The sequence below is a fragment of the Parvimonas pharyngis genome, assembly GCF_046569675.1.
Classification (GTDB): Bacteria; Bacillota; Clostridia; order Tissierellales; family Peptoniphilaceae; genus Parvimonas.
Genome location: NZ_JBKICJ010000001.1, coordinates 378,159 through 396,310 on the forward strand (window position 1 = coordinate 378,159; position 18,152 = coordinate 396,310).

14 protein-coding genes are annotated in these 18,152 nt (G+C 26.6%); 1 reads left to right on the forward strand and 13 read right to left on the reverse strand.

All coding sequences use genetic code 11. The features are described 5' to 3' along the window. Positions 1 to 6: 6 nt before the first annotated feature. The 5 genes from ACLGL0_RS01770 to ACLGL0_RS01790 all read right to left on the reverse strand — a co-directional run bounded on the left by ACLGL0_RS01770 (position 7) and on the right by ACLGL0_RS01790 (position 5,933). On the reverse strand, positions 7 to 1,251 hold the full coding sequence (locus ACLGL0_RS01770) for a CdaR family protein (protein ID WP_411013396.1): 1,245 nt from the start codon (positions 1,249 to 1,251) through the stop codon (positions 7 to 9). Next, positions 1,232 to 2,176: a diadenylate cyclase CdaA gene (gene cdaA, locus ACLGL0_RS01775; RefSeq protein WP_314558098.1), complete on the reverse strand. Its 945-nt coding sequence runs from the start codon at positions 2,174 to 2,176 to the stop codon at positions 1,232 to 1,234. Before cdaA ends, ACLGL0_RS01770 begins: the two co-directional genes overlap by 20 nt. Positions 2,177 to 2,282: 106 nt before the next feature. Then, positions 2,283 to 3,227, reverse strand: a complete 945-nt coding sequence (locus tag ACLGL0_RS01780; protein ID WP_314558099.1) for an ABC transporter ATP-binding protein — start codon at positions 3,225 to 3,227, stop codon at positions 2,283 to 2,285. Further along, positions 3,199 to 4,845, reverse strand: coding sequence for an ABC transporter permease (locus tag ACLGL0_RS01785; RefSeq protein WP_411013397.1), 1,647 nt, complete (start codon positions 4,843 to 4,845; stop codon positions 3,199 to 3,201). Before ACLGL0_RS01785 ends, ACLGL0_RS01780 begins: the two co-directional genes overlap by 29 nt. Before the next feature lie 41 nt (positions 4,846 to 4,886). After that, positions 4,887 to 5,933, reverse strand: coding sequence for an ABC transporter substrate-binding protein (locus tag ACLGL0_RS01790; RefSeq protein WP_233055694.1), 1,047 nt, complete (start codon positions 5,931 to 5,933; stop codon positions 4,887 to 4,889). A gap of 217 nt (positions 5,934 to 6,150) precedes the next feature. Here ACLGL0_RS01790 and ACLGL0_RS01795 point away from each other — a divergent pair, with 217 nt between their 5' ends. Then, complete coding sequence (locus ACLGL0_RS01795) at positions 6,151 to 7,545, forward strand: MATE family efflux transporter (protein WP_411013398.1); 1,395 nt, start codon at positions 6,151 to 6,153, stop codon at positions 7,543 to 7,545. 436 nt (positions 7,546 to 7,981) lie between these two features. On the opposite strand, the gene tsf is transcribed toward ACLGL0_RS01795, so the two are convergent. The 8 genes from tsf to glmU all read right to left on the reverse strand — a co-directional run bounded on the left by tsf (position 7,982) and on the right by glmU (position 18,049). Next, positions 7,982 to 9,052 (reverse strand): translation elongation factor Ts, encoded by a 1,071-nt coding sequence (gene tsf / locus ACLGL0_RS01800; RefSeq protein ID WP_314558103.1) that lies wholly within the window; start codon positions 9,050 to 9,052, stop codon positions 7,982 to 7,984. A gap of 87 nt (positions 9,053 to 9,139) precedes the next feature. Next, positions 9,140 to 9,907: a 30S ribosomal protein S2 gene (gene rpsB, locus ACLGL0_RS01805; protein WP_411013399.1), complete on the reverse strand. Its 768-nt coding sequence runs from the start codon at positions 9,905 to 9,907 to the stop codon at positions 9,140 to 9,142. Between the two features lie 197 nt (positions 9,908 to 10,104). Next, positions 10,105 to 10,383 carry an HU family DNA-binding protein gene (locus ACLGL0_RS01810; protein ID WP_004833235.1) on the reverse strand — a complete coding sequence of 93 codons (279 nt, stop codon included), beginning with the start codon at positions 10,381 to 10,383 and terminating at the stop codon, positions 10,105 to 10,107. Between the two features lie 119 nt (positions 10,384 to 10,502). Beyond that, positions 10,503 to 11,489, reverse strand: a complete 987-nt coding sequence (locus ACLGL0_RS01815; RefSeq protein WP_411013400.1) for a peptidylprolyl isomerase — start codon at positions 11,487 to 11,489, stop codon at positions 10,503 to 10,505. 75 nt (positions 11,490 to 11,564) lie between these two features. Continuing rightward, complete coding sequence (gene mfd, locus ACLGL0_RS01820; RefSeq protein ID WP_411013401.1) at positions 11,565 to 15,071, reverse strand: transcription-repair coupling factor; 3,507 nt, start codon at positions 15,069 to 15,071, stop codon at positions 11,565 to 11,567. A 36-nt stretch (positions 15,072 to 15,107) separates the two neighbouring features. Then, positions 15,108 to 15,695, reverse strand: a complete 588-nt coding sequence (gene pth, locus ACLGL0_RS01825; RefSeq protein ID WP_411013402.1) for an aminoacyl-tRNA hydrolase — start codon at positions 15,693 to 15,695, stop codon at positions 15,108 to 15,110. Further along, positions 15,685 to 16,647: a ribose-phosphate diphosphokinase gene (locus ACLGL0_RS01830; RefSeq protein WP_411013403.1), complete on the reverse strand. Its 963-nt coding sequence runs from the start codon at positions 16,645 to 16,647 to the stop codon at positions 15,685 to 15,687. The genes pth and ACLGL0_RS01830 overlap by 11 nt, the downstream gene beginning before the upstream one ends. A 16-nt stretch (positions 16,648 to 16,663) precedes the next feature. Next, positions 16,664 to 18,049: a bifunctional UDP-N-acetylglucosamine diphosphorylase/glucosamine-1-phosphate N-acetyltransferase GlmU gene (gene glmU, locus ACLGL0_RS01835; protein WP_411013404.1), complete on the reverse strand. Its 1,386-nt coding sequence runs from the start codon at positions 18,047 to 18,049 to the stop codon at positions 16,664 to 16,666. Positions 18,050 to 18,152 lie beyond the last annotated feature (103 nt).

Below are 18,152 nucleotides of genomic sequence, written 5' to 3' on the forward strand. Positions count from 1 at the left end.
TTAAAATTATTTTCCAACAGCTTGAACAATATCATTTGAAATTCTTACAATTTCAATATTATCTATATTCTTAGCTTTAATCTGAACATTTTTACCAATATCTTCTTTTTTTACAGAAACATAAAGTTCTAGATTATCTGATCCAAAATTAGCTAAATCAGACTCATATCCTTTAACTGTAACTTTGACTTTGCCTACCAAACCTCTTAAAATAATATCTCTGCCAGATTCGTTTTCAATTGCTAATTTTGATGTATCTACTTCTAATACTTTTTCAATCTTTTTATCAACATCAATATTAACAACTATCTTTAAATCGTTGTTAACTAATGCTATATCAGTAGGTAATTCTAATCCAACACTAAACGATCCAGATTCTTTTATTTGAGATAGATCAAAAGGCTTAGTCTGAATTTCAGAAATTTGTTCTAAACTAGATAAATTTCCAACAATAGAAACTGTATTCGGCACAATATTTTTCTTCGTAATTCTTACATCACTATGAGGAGAATTAATCTCTATTAATTTAAGTGGAACTTCTTTAAAGTTTCTAAATCCTATGGAAACATTCGTATCTGTCTTACTAATACTAACTTTTTTTACTTCTTGATTAGTTTCATCAACAGGAATAATTTTTGTTAATACAACTTCATCACTATCCTTATTCGTTACATCTACAACTCCAAGAACTTTCTTTACTTTATTTACATAAGATACAGGTCCACTAACAATAACTTCAGTATCAGCCGGTTCCTTCTTTGAGATAACCTGATTTTTATTTTTTATCTGACCAACTGTTTCAACTTCTACTTTAAATGTCTTACTAATTTCTTCATCTAAAGTTACTAATAAATCACTTTCAGAAGAGGATTTAAATTGTACATTGTATGGAACTTTAAAATTTATAGAAATTCTATGAGCTCCAGATGTTGTTGCATTTTGTAAGTTAACTTCCGCAACAATATCGCTTTTATTTACAGAATAAACATCACTTCTTTTCCCTGTAATAGTAACTGTTACTGTTGGATTTTCAGGACTAATTCTTACAAGTTTTTTTGATTCTAAAACTGATTGATTTTTAAAACTAATAGGAACATCATAAAAGTGTCTTGTTACCACTGGATTTACTCCTCCAATAACAAGAAACCACATTACAACTCCAACAGCAAATGAAATTAATTTTAATTTAAAATCTTTCTTGATTGATTCTACAATTTTTTTAAAATTTATATTATTTAACAACTTTATCACCTTGATTTTCAACTATTTCATTAACTTCTTCTTTTATATCTTCCATTATTTCTTTCTTAACTTCTTGTTTTATTTCTTCTTTATTTACAATTTCTTTAGTCTCAAATAAACTTTGAATCATTTCTTTAAATGAATTAGTTGTTTTTTCTTCAACTACAAAATTTTCAACTAAATAATTTAATAAGAATTCTTTTGAAACATTTCTATTTATTGATGATTTTTCACAGATAGAAACATGACCAGTTTCTTCACTAACAACAATAACAATTGCATCAGATTTTTCTGATATCCCTATCCCAGCTCTATGCCTTGTTCCAAGTTCCATTGAAATTTCCTTACTATCAGTTAGTGGTAAAAAACAAGATGCTGCAATAATATGATCATGACTTATAACAACAGCTCCATCATGTAAAGGAGTATTTGGAATAAATATATTCATTAATAATTCGTAAGATATATCAGAATTTAACAAAATACCTGTTTCAATTATATCTCTAAGACCTGTCTTTCTTTCTAAAACCATTAAAGCACCAATTTTTTTATCTGCTAAGGAATAAGTTGCTTTTACAAGTTCTTCTATTCCTTTTGCATTTCCTGTTGCTACCTCAAAATTAACTGGCTTTAAAAGCTTATTATTACCAATATGTTCCAAAATCCTTCTAAGTTCTGGTTGAAATACTATTAGTATAGCTATAAATCCTACAGTAACAGCATTATTTAAAATCCAGCTTATAGTATAAAGCTTAAAAAATTCGCTTAGTTTAGAAGCGATAAAAATAAATAATATACCTTTTATAAGTTGTGTTGCTCTAGTTCCTCTAATTAAAACAAATAACTTATAGAACATAAAACTAACTATAAATATATCTAAAACATCTGATATCCTAATTGTAGATAAAAGAAAAAATAATTTATCAAACCACATAAAATCACATCTTCCTAATTTTAATATTATACATAATAATTATAATATAATATTAACTAAAATTCAACATTTGATTATTATCTAGATTAAATAAAAAAACTTTCAATTAATTTGAAAGTTTTTGTAATTCATATTCAATGTAAACATTGTCTCCAATTCTTTTTTCTTTACCTGTATTTAACTCTATAACTTTTAAAATATTGGAATTATTATCCAATTTTAGTTGATATTCAATAAAAGATCCTCTAAACTGTTTAGAAATAATTTCTGCAAAATTATCTGTTTTATAATCAACTATATTAATTTTTTCTGGCCTTATAAAATAATTGTTATCTAGTTTGTTTGAGTTACCAATAAAAGATAGAGAAAATTCACTATTAGGAGAATTGTATAATTCTGTAACAGTAGAATTTTGAATAATTTTACCTTCATTCATCAAAATAACTCTGTCAGCCATAATGAAAGCATCTTCTTGATCATGTGTAACAAGTATTGTAGTCATTTTAAAATATTTTACTAATTTCTTAATTTCATTTCTCATTGTAATTCTTAGATTTTTATCAAGATTTGAAAACGGTTCATCAAGTAAAATAAGTCGTGGACTTATGACTAGACTTCTAGCTAATGCAACTCTTTGTCTTTGACCTCCAGAGAGTTCATGAACTTTTCTATATTCATAACCTTCTAGACCAACAATCTTAAGAATTTCTAGTGATTTATTAATTCTATCTTGTTTTTTTACATTTCTAAATTTTAAACCATAAGCAACATTTTCTAAGACATTTTTATTGCTAAATAAGCCATAAGATTGAAAAACTGTAGATATATTTCTATCTTCAGGATTTAAAGAGCTTATATCTTCTCCATTTAAAAAAATTTGACCAGAATTGTTTTTAATAAAACCTCCAATGGAATTTAAAATAGTAGTTTTTCCACAACCTGAAGGTCCTAATATACATAGAATATTTCCTTCATCTAATGAGAAACTAACATCTTTTAGCACTTCTTTTTCGCCATAAGTTTTATTTAAATTTTTTACTTCTAAAAACATAAAAATCTCCTAATTTATCTAAAATATAATTTATAAACATAAATAGCAAACTAAAAATCAAACAAATAAGTATAATAATAATTGCTAAAACTGATGCTGTATTATATTTTCCACTGTTTATAACGTCAAACATAACTAAAGTCAGAACTTTCTGTGCAGGATATACAATAAAAATAATTGAACCTACTGTCGTCATAGTACTATTAAATCCATTTATCATACTTATAACAAAATTACTTCTCGTATGTGATAGTATTACATCTTTAAAAATAAAGAATTCATTAGCACCTAAATCTTTAGCACTTAAAATCTGATTCTTATCTATAGTTTCTAAACTTGAACTAAAAACTTTTGTTGAAAAAGGTAACTGTTTAAAAGTAACATTTAAAATAACAATCAATGCAGTCCCTGTAATATAAATTGGATATTCATTAAAAGCTAATATATAACCTATTCCAAAAAATGTACCTGGTAACATATATGGCATTGTAGCTATAAAGTCAAAGAACCTTAAAAATTTAACTTTTCTTATATGAATATAGTATTGAAGTAGTAAACCAATTAAACTTCCAAAAAAAGCAGAAATAAACGAATAATAAATACTTCTAAAAACTGTTTTATCTATATGATCCCTAATATCAGCAAAATGTTCAAAAGTAAAATACAATTTTCCCTTTGAATAATCAGTAAATGCAGAAATAATAATTGAACTATATTGCAAAACTAATAAAATTAGGAAAATTGAAGATAGAAAAACAGCTAAATAAAAAACTGTTCCCTTTTTTTCAATTCCGACCTCTGAAAGATTTGATCCAAAGTTTGTATTCGAAACAATTTTTGAATTTTTTATATAAAAAATAAATGTAAAAACAACAGGAATACAAAGTATTATATTCATTGCTCCAGCTTGAACTATATTCCCATTAGAAATAAATACATTGTAAGATCTTGAAGCTAATGTTTCAAAAGAACCACCTATAATTAATGGTGTTGAAAAGTCAGCGATACTTCTTATAAAACTTAATATTGCAACAACCTTAATACTTGGCAATAATTGTGGTAACATTATATCTAATATTATATTATTAGTTTTAGCCCCTAGAGATCTAGCACTATTAATTTGTTCCTTATCTATACTGTCTAGAGTTGAAATAATCATAAGAGCACTAAGTGAAATTAATCCAATACTTTGCATTAAGATAATTCCAAAAGAACCATAAGCATTTAATGATAAATTAAAAATATCATGTGTAATAAATCCCCTACGTCCAAAAAGTTTTATATACGCTAGGGAAGAAACAAACGGTGGTGAAATCATCGTAATCATTAATACAAATGAAATTAATCTCTTTATACTGTTTTTAATACTAAAGCAAAAAATACCTATAGAAACAGAAACAATAGTTGTAATAATAGTAGCAAAAAAAGCTACAAATATAGAATTATATAATAATTTACTTTGTGTTTTTAAAAAAGAAAATCCTTCTAAAGTAAATTTACCATCATAAAAAAATGTCGAAACAAAAACCTTTAAAAAAGGATATAAAATAAAAGTAAATAAACAAAAAACTAAAGTAAAAATTATAAGTCTATCTATAAATTTAAAATATTTTTTCATAACTTATATTAATTAAAAAGGGAGATTACTCTCCCATTTTTTTATTTTCCTTGTGTTAATTCTGCCCATCTCTTAAGGATAGCATCTCTTTGTTTTCCAAAACTTTCAATATCTTCTTTAATGAATTTATCTTTTGGTAATCCTAATTCAAAACCTTTAGTACCATCAATAACCATTTGAGCTCCATCTTTTCCATCAAGTTCAGCAATTAATTGTTGATTTTCTGGTCTTAAGATAAAATCTTCAAAAGCTTTTGCAAGTTCAAGGTTTGGAGTGTTTTTAAAAATAGCAACACCTTCTGGTACCCAACATAATCCATCTTCTGGATAAATTGCTGTTAAATTATTTTTTTCAGCAACATCAAAAGCAGATTTATCAATTGGAATAATACCAATTCCAAATTCTCCAGCTACAGTTTTTTCTTGAGGATCTTTTCCTCTTTTACCATAGAATTTAACATTATCATTTAATTTTTTGAAATATTCCCATGCTTTTTCTTCGCCGTATAAGTCAATAAGACCTTTAACATTTGCATAACTTGTTCCTGATACAGCAGGATTTGCCATGATTATTTCATCTTTATATTTTGGATCTGCAATTTCTGCCCAAGTTTTAGGAATTTCAAGTCCTTTTTCTTGTAAAATTTTATTATTTACTAAAAATCCTACAACAGTTACACCTTTAGAAATCCAATAACCTTCATTATCTTTGAATCCTTCTTTAATTTTATCGAATCCTTCTGGTTTATACATTTCTAAAAGACCATCTTCTTTTGCTTTCATAAAAGCATCAATTCCACCACCGAACCATACGTCAGCACTTGGTTTTCCACCTTCTGCTTTAATCTTAGCAATAACTTCCCCACTTGACATTGAAAGAAACTCAACTTTAGCTTTAGTTTCTTCAGCAAACTTATCAAAAAGTTTTTTGTATTTTTCTGATGTTGCAACAACATTTAATGTTTTGCCTTCGAAAGTTTTAGTAGCTTCTACTTTCTTTTCTTCTTTCTTTTCTTCAGCTTTTTTTGGTTGACAACCAACTAACATTAAACCTGCTAGTGCCAAAGATAAAAATCTTGATTTTTTCATAATTCCCTCCTTAATTTTTTTCATAACTATCTTTAATATGAAAAATAAGCTGTAAAAAAACAACCAATAATATTATATCATAAATTTAACATTTATCAATATTTTTTTATGCTTAAAATTATAAATATGATATAATATAAATATATTTTAATAAAGTTGTTTTATTATATAATTTTTGTGGAATATAATAAAGGAGTATTTTTTAGGGAGGAATTATATGAAAAAAGAACGTAGTGAAATGATCTTACACGGAAATATCTACAAAATAATTGCAATAATATCCATTCCTATTATATTAAATAATTTTATCCAACAATTATACTCATTGGCTGATGCTTTTTGGCTTGGAAAATTGGGTACAGCAGAATTTGCTTCGACTAGTTTTACATGGCCAGTTGTATTTTTATTTAATTCAATAGGTATTGGGCTTTCAATTGCTGCAATATCTTTGATTTCACAATTACTTGGAAGAAAAGATTATACTAATGCACAAAAATATGCAGATACATTAATAAATATTTCATTAATATTTTCTATTATGTTTATGATATTAGGATTTGTAAGTGCAGAACTTATTGTTAATTTAATGGGTGCAACTGGAGACCTTGCTAAATATAGTATTATTTACTTGCAATATAGTTATTTAGGAATTCCATTTATATTTTTATATTACATATATTCTTCAGTATTGTCTGCTCAAGGAAAAAATGCAATTCCAACAATGATAAGTGCTATATGTGTAATATTGAATATGATTTTAAATCCAATTTTTATATTTGATGTAATTCCATTCACTTCAATACCAGGTTTAGGCATTGGAGTAAAAGGTGCTGCATTAGCAACTGTTTTAACTCAAGGTATTATGTTTGTAGTTGGATTTATTCACTTAAGATTTAATAAAGATTTCATTAAATTAAATCTTAACAGTCTTCTATACATAAAATGGGAAAGATCAATATTAAAAAGAATTTATAGAATTACTCTACCTTCTGTTTTAGGACAAGTTGGAAGTTCAATAGGATTTATAATAATGAACTCATTCATTCAAAGCTATGGAACTGAAACTGTTGCAGCATATGGAATGGTTAATAGAATAAGTGGTCTATTAAATATACCTCCTGGCGGAATAGGTTCAGCAATAACTTCAATAATTGGTCAAAATATCGGAAACCACAATATTGAAAGAGTTAAAGAAACATTTAAAAAGGCATCAATTATAGTTATTATTATGTCTATAATAATTGCATTTATAAGCTTTATATTTAGATTCGAAATTTTATCATTCTTCATAAGTGCACCAAAGGACTCTGTACTTATGAAACAAGCAGATAGTTATATGTTCTACACTTTAATAACTCTAGTAATGTTAAATATGTTTTTTGTTTATCAAGGATTATTCCAAGGATCTGGAAATAGTAAATATTCAATGCTCATTGACATGATAAGACTTTGGATAATAAGATTACCATTAATTTTAATTTTTAAAAATTTCACTGGTTATGGAGCAACTGGCATATGGCTTGCAATGGCAATTTCAAATGTTTTAGTATCAATAATTGCTCATTTCATATACTTACAAGGTGGATGGCAAGAAGGTTCATTTTATAGATAAATATAAAAAAGGTTAGGAATATTAAGGTGAATCCAAAAATACGAATAGTTAAATAAATTATTCAAAGGAATGTAATCTAATCAATAGGATACATTCCTTTTAAATTCTCCTTAATTCTTTTCGTATTATATCATTTAATATACTTTTTTATATCTTCTATTTATTTTTCATAAGAAGAATAATTTCTCCATAAAACATTTTTATCCAATTTGAAATAGTTGTTTGTGGTATCTTATTTTTTTGATAATACAGATTGACTAATATTTTTTTCATATTCTTTAATTACTTTTATTTTTATACTTATATCATATTTTGACATTCAAAAACCCCCAAATCCTTTGTCTGGATTTAGGGGTTCATATCATATTCATAACCTTTTAATTTTTATACAGAATAATTAAAAAAGGCAGTTATTACCCACTGCCTTTAAAAGATATTATAATCCCATTTGTTTAGCAACTTCTTCAGCAAAGTTTTCTTCTTTCTTTTCTAGTCCTTCGCCTACTTCGAATCTAGTGTATTCTACTATTTCAATATTTCCACCTAATTCTTTAGCTTTATCATTAACAGCGTCTAAAACTGTTTTGCTATCATCTAAAACATATTGTTGGCTAAATAAAGCATATTGTTGGTCAATTAAAGTATTGTCTTGAATAAATCTTTCGATTTGTCCTGGTAAAATTTTATCCCAAATTTTTTCCGGTTTTCCTTGTCTCTTTAATTCTTCTTTTAATTCTTCTTCTTCAGCTTTTAAAACTTCATCAGTAATTTGAGACATTGAAGCATATTTTGGAATTCTCTTTAATTGTTTTCCTAATCTTACTAATTCTTCATTTTCTTTTTCAATTGAACCTTTTAGAGCTAAATATTCTTTTTCAACGAAATCAGCATCTAAATCTTTATAGCTTAAATATTGTGGTTTCATTGCTGAAATATGCATACAAATATTTTGTAATAATTCTTTTGCAGCATCTTTTGTAGCTTTACTATCACAGTTAGCTTTAAGAATAACACCAACTTTTTTATTAAAGTGAACATATCCACATACAATACTATTTTCACAACAAGCTTTAGCAAATGCTAATCTTCTAACTACAATATTTTCTCCAATTGATGATATTTGTAATTTTAAGAATTCTTCAAAATTAGTTCCATCTATATTTGATGCATTTAATTCATCTATATTCTTTAATTCATTATCAAAAACATGTTCTGTTATTTTTTTTGTTAATGCTACAAAGTTTTCATTCTTTGCAACGAAATCTGTTTGAGAATTTACTTCAGTAAGAGCAGCTTTAGTGTTGTTTTCATCAATAACTAAAGTTATTAAACCTTCAGCAGCAACTTTGCTTGCTTTTTTTGCAGCTTTAGCTAATCCTTTTTCTCTTAAAAATTCAATAGCTTTTTCCATATCTCCACTAACTTCCTGTAGTGCCTTTTTACATTCCATCATTCCAGCGCTAGTAATTTCTCTTAAATCTTTTACCATTTTTGCAGTAATTTCCATAAAACCCTCCTATAATATTATATAAAAATAAGGTAAGGATAAATATTAAAAATTTGAATCCTTACCCTTTAAAATTCTAATTACTAATTATTCAGCCACTTCTTCAAAAACTTCTTCAACTTTTACAGTTTCTTCAACTACAGTTTCTGATTCTTCAACTTCTACTTGTTCACCTTGTTTAGCTTCAACAATAGCATTTGCAATTGTACCAGTTAATAATTTAACAGCTCTTATAGCGTCATCATTTCCTGGAATAGCTATATCAACTTCATCAGGATCACAGTTAGTATCTACAACACCAACAACTGGAATACCTAATATTTTTGCTTCATTAACAGCAATTTTTTCATTCTTTGGATCTATTACGAAAAGTACATCTGGAAGTTTTTCCATTTCTTTAATTCCGCCTAAGAATTTTTCTAGTTTTTCAGCTTCTCTTCTTAATTTAATAACTTCTTTCTTAGGTAATCTTTGGAAAGTTCCATCTTCTTCCATAAGTTCTAATCTTTTTAATCTTTCAATTCTTCTTCTAATAGTTTTGTAGTTTGTTAACATACCACCTAACCATCTATGACTAACATAGAATTGTCCACTTCTTTTTGCTTCTGTTTCAACAGCTTCTTGAGCTTGTTTTTTAGTTCCTACAAAAAGAACTCTACCACCATCAGCAACGATATCTCTTACAAAATCATATGCTTGTTCAATTTGTTTTACAGTTTTTTGTAAATCTATAATATAGATTCCGTTTCTTTCTGTAAAAATAAATCTTGACATTTTTGGGTTCCATCTTCTAGTTTGATGTCCAAAATGAACTCCTGCTTCTAATAAATTTTTCATTAAAATTACTTGTGACATTTTCTTACCTCCTGTTTTTCGCCACCCATATTCATCATCTTGACAAGAACCTCTTTGGGCAACACTTGTTCAATCAGAATATGTGATTATTCACCTGAATATTATAACATAACAGAATATTTTTTTCAATATATAATTTTTATTTTTTACAAAAAAAAATCAGACCATAGGTCTGACTTTTTATTAGTAATCAAAAATTATTTGTTTACAATTTCTTTTAATGATTTTCCAGCTTTAAAAACTGGTGCTTTTGATGCTGGAATCTTGATAACTTCTTTAGGGTTTCTTGGGTTTCTTCCGCTTCTTGCTTTTCTTTCTCTAGCTTCGAAAGTTCCAAATCCAACTAATTGAACTTTTTCCCCTTTAACTAAAGTTTCTTCAACAGTTTGAATGAAAGCATTTAATGCTCTTTCAGCATCAACTTTAGTAATTTTTCCTTTTTCAGCCATACTAGCTAATAATTCAGATTTGTTCATTAAAATTTCCTCCTAAATACACTACTATATTTAATAATTGCCTATATAAATGGTCACTTAACCATTCTGCATTATTATTATATATTAATTTTCAAAAATAATCAAGCTATTTAGCTAATTTATTTGAAATTTTTAATTGGATAGTATCCAATTTCTTCTTGAATCTTTTTAAACTCCGTTTTAAACTTTTCAGCCATTATAGTTCTTTTTAAACTTTGTTTAATATTTTCTTTACTTTCATCAGAAAATTGTGCATAATCGTCAACAATTTTATTTACTTTTATTATATGGTAACCAAATTTAGTTTGTACTGGTTCACTTATTTCTCCTTCTTTTAATTTAGAAGCAGCATTATAAAACTCGTCAACCATAACACCCTTAGTAAATGTACCTAATTCACCTTTATTAGTTTTAGCAGATGGATCTTTAGAAACTTCAACAGCTACATCTTCAAATTTTTCTCCAGCATCTAAACGACTTTTAACATTTTTTGCTTCTTCTTCTGTTTCAACTAATATATGGCTTGCATCAATTTCAGGTCCATCAAATTCACTGCCTTTAAACTTATTAGCGATTTCTTCATCCGTAGGTGAAAAGTTATCTGAGAACCAAACTTGAAATTTTTGTGAATATAAATTATCTTTAATCTTTTCTTTTAATTCTTCTTCTGATAGTTTTGATTTTTCAAGTTCTTCATTGAATTTATCGCCTAATTGCTCTTTAATCTTTTCAATTTGTTCACTAACTTCTTTATCCGTTACAGTAACTTTTGAAATTTCTTCTTCTGATTTTCCTGCATCCTTATATTCTTTCTCTAATTTAGCAAATTTTTGCTTAACAACTTCTATATCAGCAAATGCCTCTAATATATTTTGTTTTAAATTAAGAGAAGCCATTTTACCTTCATCAGTTGATTCATCATATTTTGCTTTTTGTTCGTCTGAATAAGAAGACATTATTTTATCATATTCTTTTTTAACTTGTTCTTCAGTAATATATTTATCACCAATTTTTACCAAAGCATCTTTAGGAGCTTTAGCACAAGCTGTAAAAAGTATTGCAGATAGTGCAATTGCACTTGCAAATTTTACAAATCTATTATTCATATTGCTCTCCTTTTTTGATTAATATTTCAATCTTTTGATATTATACATTATTTTTTTAGTAATGTCAAAGCTTTTTTAACTTTTTTGCTTTAAAAATTGTAAATTTTCAACAAATTCTATACTTTCAGTTAATTTATTCTTCTCATAATTGAAAATTAACTCTGCATTTTCATTCATATTGAAGGCAATCCTCTTGAAAAATTTATCTGATATTCTGCCAATTAACTCTAATATATCTCTATTTGTCTGTTCAAACTTAAATACTACTGACTTATCTCTATCTATTATTTTAATAAAACTCAAATTAGTAGAAATTGATTTCAAATATGAAACATTCATGACATTTAATACTGTTGTAGGAACATCTCCAAATCTATCAGTTAATTCATCATATATTTCATTAAAATCTTCTCTAGAAGAAATTTCTGCTATTTTTCTATACATGTCAATTTTTTGATTACTATCTCCTATATAGCTTGATGGTATATATGCATCTACTGATAACTCAATTGTTGTTTGATTTTTAATCTGTAAAGTTTCTCCTTTTACTGTTCTTATACTTTCTTCCAACATTCTTACATACATTTCATAACCAATTGTCTCTATATGGCCAGATTGACTTTCACCAAGAATATTACCAGCTCCTCTTAGTTCTAAATCTCTCATAGCTATTTTAAACCCTGACCCAAACTCAGAGAAATCTCTAATAGCCATTAATCTTTTCTCAGATATTTCAGTAAGAACCTTATCTTTTTCATAAGTAAAATATGCATACGCTCTTCTAGTTGATCGTCCAATTCTACCTTTTAATTGATAAAGTTGAGATAATCCCATTTTATCTGCATCATATATAATCATAGTATTACAATTTTTTATATCCATTCCAGTTTCTATGATTGTTGTGCAAAGTAATATATCATATTCTCCTTCTTGAAAATCATACATGATATTTTCTAATTCTTTATTAGTTAATTTGCTATGAGCCATTGCAATTCTTGCATCTGGGACAAGTTTTGATAGTTCAACATACATTTTATCCATATCTTTAATTCTATTATAAACAAAATAAACTTGACCACCTCTATTTAATTCTTTATAAATAGCTTCCCTAATCACAGAATCATTATATTCTAATACGAATGTAGCTATAGTTACTCTTTCTTCAGGAGCATCATCTAAAATACTCATATCTCGAATTCCTACTAAACTCATTTGCATAGTTCTAGGAATAGGAGTAGCAGATAAAGATAAAACATCAATATTCTCTTTAATCTTTTTTAAAGCTTCTTTATGTTTAACACCAAATCTTTGCTCTTCATCAATAATCAAAAGTCCCAAATCTTTAAATTCCAATTTGTTTGATAGTAGCTTATGTGTTCCAATAAGTAAATTTACCTTCCCGTTTTTTACATTTTTTAAAATTTCTTTTTGTTTTAAAGGGCTCCTAAACCTACTAATCATTTCTATTTCAAGAGGAAAATCTCCAATTCTTTCACGAGCAGTATTGTAATGCTGTTGAGCTAGAATTGTTGTTGGAACTAGAAAAGCAACTTGCTTATCATCCATCATAGCTTTAAATGCAGCTCTTAAAGCAACTTCAGTTTTTCCGTATCCAACATCACCACAAAGCAATCTATCCATTGGCTTAAATTGCTCCATATCTCTTTTTATTTCATTAATAGCTCTTAACTGTGAATATGTTTCTTCATAAATAAAACTGTCTTCAAATTCTTTTTGCCAAGCCGTATCTTCAGAGAATGCAAATCCTCTTATCTTATCTCTTTTCGCATATAATTGAACTAAATCTAAAGCAATCTCATCTAAAACTTTTTTAGTACGAGTTTTTGTTTTAACCCATTCACTAGATCCTAATTTATTTAATTTAGGTCTATATCCATCTTTTCCAATATATTTTTGAATCAAATTCATTTGATCTGTAGGAATATATAACTTATCATTTCCTTTATATAGTATCAAAATATGATCTTTAACTATTCCATCAACATCAATTTGTTCAATTCCTCTATATTCACCTATACCATGATTTTCGTGAACAACAAAATCTCCCACATTTAAATCAGTATAGTCTAATAAATTTTCTTTACTTTTTTTCTTTGATTTTTTAGAAGTCTTTTTAACTGTTCCATAAATTTCTTTATGAGTTAAAAATAAAACTTTTTGAATAGGATATTCAAATCCAGACTCTAAATTAAGAGTTGAAATTCCAAGAATGGAACTTTTTAACTCAAATTCTAAATCCTCAAAAATATTACAATTAATATTTTCAGAATTTAAAATTTCTTTTAAATTATTTGCCTTTTCAAGTGAGCCAGCAAAAATAATTATTTTATAACCTCTTTGAAGTTTATATTTTAAGCTTTGAAACAGCATATCAAATTTTCTGTTGAAAACCTCTGTTTCAATAGTTTTTAAGTTTACAATACTTTTTGGATTAATAATCTTAGTTCTCTTTAAAAGTTGTGTAAAATTAACAATGCTAAATTCTTTTATTCTATTTAATATTTTTTCAAAAGGAATTAATATATCTTTATGTGAATCTAATATTTCGGCATTTTCAAATGAAAAAAGTACATTTTCATGAAATAAATTTTCTATTTCTAAATTTCTATCATATATTTTTAATATATCTTCAGTACAAACAATAGAATCTTGACTTAAATAATCCAAAAGAGTTGCAAAACTTCCCTTTTTTATATAAGGTGATATTAAGTCCATATTTGAAATATGATAATTCATCTTTAAATCATCATATATCTTATAAAATTTTTCAGTTGACTTTTCTATATCTTTACCAAACAATTTCAACTTTTGTAATTTTTCTATATCTTTTTTTAGTCCAGTTAGTATATTATCAACATCTTCTTTTGACAATACCATTTCCTTTGCAGGTATTAATTCAACACTTTGTAATTTTTCAACAGATCTTTGACTATTAATATCAAAACTACGAATAGAATCAACATCATCTCCAAATAACTCTATTCTAACAGGATTTTTAAAATTTACAGGGTATATATCAAAAATTGAACCTCTTATTGAAAACTGACCTTTTGCTTCAACAAAATCCACCCTATCATAATGCATCTTTATTAATCTTTCAGTTAATTCATTAAGATTAACTTCAGAATTTTCGTCAATATAAATATAATGTGATTTAAAAAATTTTGGAGTGCTAAGTTTTTTCGACAAAGCACTAGCAGTTGTAATTATTATGAATTTTTCATTAGAAATAAGCCTATTCATTATCTCTATTCTATGATTTTCGAGATTTGCTTCCAAACTATTAATATTGTGAAATCTAATTTCAAAATTCGGATAAACATCTACTTTATCTCCAATCAAATTTTTTAATTCATCACAAAGTTCATTAGCTCTAGCTTCACTTTCAACTAATAAAACTAGATTTTTATTAGGAATCTCATTAAAAATAGAATATATTAAATGGAATAAACTTTCTTTTATAAGTCCATTACAATAAATAGGAACATTATTTGATTTTAAATTTGAAATCATATCTAAATATGATTCATTATTTTTTAAAAAATCAATTAAAAAATTCATAACTAACTCCTTGTTTATAAAAAATATAGAGGAATATTATTCCTCTATATTAATTCCATTAAATTTACACATTGTTTTATCAACATCACTTTTAATAATTTCTTCAACTGCATCTGCTGAAATTTCTAATTCTTTCTTCAAAATTTTCTCTTCAGAAGATGAAAACTTGCTTAAAACAAAATCTTTTAAGTCCATATAAGAAGGACATTTTCCAACGCTTACTCTAATTCTAGGAAAATTTTCTGTTTCTAGATGGTAAATTATAGATTTTAAACCATTATGTGTTCCTGCACTTCCTTTTTTCTTAATTCTAACAGTACCAAAAGGAATGTCAATATCATCTACTATAACAATAATATTTTCAGGTTTTATTTTAAAATAATTAACTGCATCAATTACAGCCTCTCCTGATAAATTCATATAAGTAAGTGGTTTTAAAAATATGCATTTTTTCCCGAACATATTTATTTGACCGTAATATGATTTGAATTTTTCTTTGTTCATGTTGATAGTATATTTATCTGCTAAAATGTCAACAACACCATATCCTACATTATGTCTTGTTCCAACATAATTTTTACCAGGATTACCAAGGCCAACAATTAAATAAATATTATCTTCCATCAAATAGCATACTCACTGGTCTATTATTATTTATTCTATCAATTGCTTTTGCAAAATATTGAGCAACTGAAACAACTTCAATTTTCCCACCTAAGTTCTTATCTTGAGGAATTGTATCAGTTACAACACATTTTTCAACCTTAGAATTTGTAATATTTTCCAAAGCCTTTCCTGAAAATACTCCATGACTTGCAGTAATATAAACTTTTTTTGCTCCCTTAGCAATTAAAGCATTAGCAGCATTTGTTATTGTTCCTGCTGTATCTATAATATCATCAACGATAATACAAGTTTTTCCTTCAATATCACCAATAACATTCATTACTTCTGAAACATTTGGACGAGGTCTTCTCTTTTCTAAAATAGCTATTGGTAAATCTAAATAATTTGAGAATTTTCTAGCTCTTGTAACTCCACCTAAATCAGGAGATACTACAACCATATCATTTTTATCTTCATCCTTTAATTCTTCTTTGAAGAAATCAGCAAGTGGTTTTATAGCTGAAAGGTGATCTACAGGAATATCAAAGTATCCTTGAATTTGTCCTGCATGTAAATCCATTGTTATAACTCTATCAGCACCTGATTTTTCAATCAAATTAGCAACCAATTTTGCTGTTATTGGTTCTCTAGCTTTTGTCTTTCTGTCTTGTCTTGCATATCCATAATATGGAATTACGACATTAATTCTACCAGCTGAAGCTCTTTTAAATGCATCAACCATAATTAATACTTCCATAAGATTGTCATTAGTTGGATTACAAGTAGGTTGTATAATATAAACATCATATCCTCTAACAGTTTCTTCAACCGAAAGATTAATTTCACCATCGCTAAATTTACCGATATGTATTTCACCCAATGGCATGTCAAGACATTTACAAATATCTTCTGCAAACTTTTTATTTGCAGTTCCTGAAAAAATTTTCATAGGTCCAGTATAAGCTAACATAATTCCTCCTAAAATATTACTTTTTTATTTTTAAATTTTTTTTATAAACCCAATCTTCTTTTTCGAAAACTTCACTTCGCCCTATTATTAACGAACCTTCATTTTCTACATTAGATACCACAGTTGTTCCAGCAGCAATAAAAGTATCATTCGCAATTTTTACTGGAGAAACTATATTTGAATTACTACCTACAAAACAACCATCTCCAATTTCAGAAACATGTTTGTTTTTACCATCATAATTAACTAAAATAGTTCCACAACCCATATTAACTTCTTTTCCTACAATAGCATCACCAATGTAGGATAAATGTCCTGCTTTTGTATGTTCACCAATTGTTGTATTTTTAACTTCAACAAAATTACCTATATGAACGTCATTTTTTAGAATACTCTTCGGTCTAAGGTGAGCAAAAGGTCCCATAGTAACATCATCTCCAATAGTACTATACTCTATATATGAGCTTTTAATTATAACACCATTTCCTATTGTAGAATTTTCTATAAAAGTATCTCCTGTTATATAAACATTTTCTCCAATTGAAGTATTACCAATTATTCTAGCTCCACTTCCTATAAAAGTATCTATTCCTATACTTACTCCCTTTTCAATAACAGTATTTTCCGGATTTTCCATAATAACACCATTTTTCATATATTCAGCATTTATTCTATAACGCATAATTTTTTCAGCTTCAAATAATTGAAGTTTAGAATTTATACCATAAATTTCTTCAATATCATCCAATTTATATGTAGAAACTAGTTCTCCTTCTTGAACTAAAACTTTAATAGCATCAGTAAGATATAATTCATTTTGAACATTATTTCTATCAATTTTTGTTATAGAATTCTTTAGAGCCTTACCATTAAATACATAAATTCCAGAATTTATCTCTTTAACTCTTTTTTCTTCTATACTTGCATCTTTATCTTCAACTATTTTTAAAAACTTTCCATTATTATCTTTTATTATATGACCATATCCAGTTGTATCATCAATAAAAGCAGTAAGAACTGTTGCTTTAGAATTCATTGCAATATGTCCTTCTAATAATTTTTGTAGTGTTTCCCCTTTGATTAATGGTGTATCTCCACTAAGTATTAATACATTATCATCATCACTAATTTCATCTACAGTAAGCTGAACAGCATAACCAGTTCCATACGGATACTCTTTACCAATTTTTTGTTCTTTATAAAATACTTTATCACCAAATTTATCTTGAACTTCTAATTTATTTTTACCTACAATAATAATAGTTTTATCACTACCTGCATCACAACTAGCATCATAAACATAATCAATAAGTGTTCTATTAACAATTTTATGTAAAACTTTTGATTTTTTACTTTTCATTCTAGTTCCTTCACCAGCTGCTAATATGATTGTAATATTCATATACTAACTCCTAACTGTAAAATGTTATAATTTAAAATCTACTATAAATACCTATTTTAAGGTAATTAAGATGATTATTATTTAGTTCTATCTAAAGGCATAA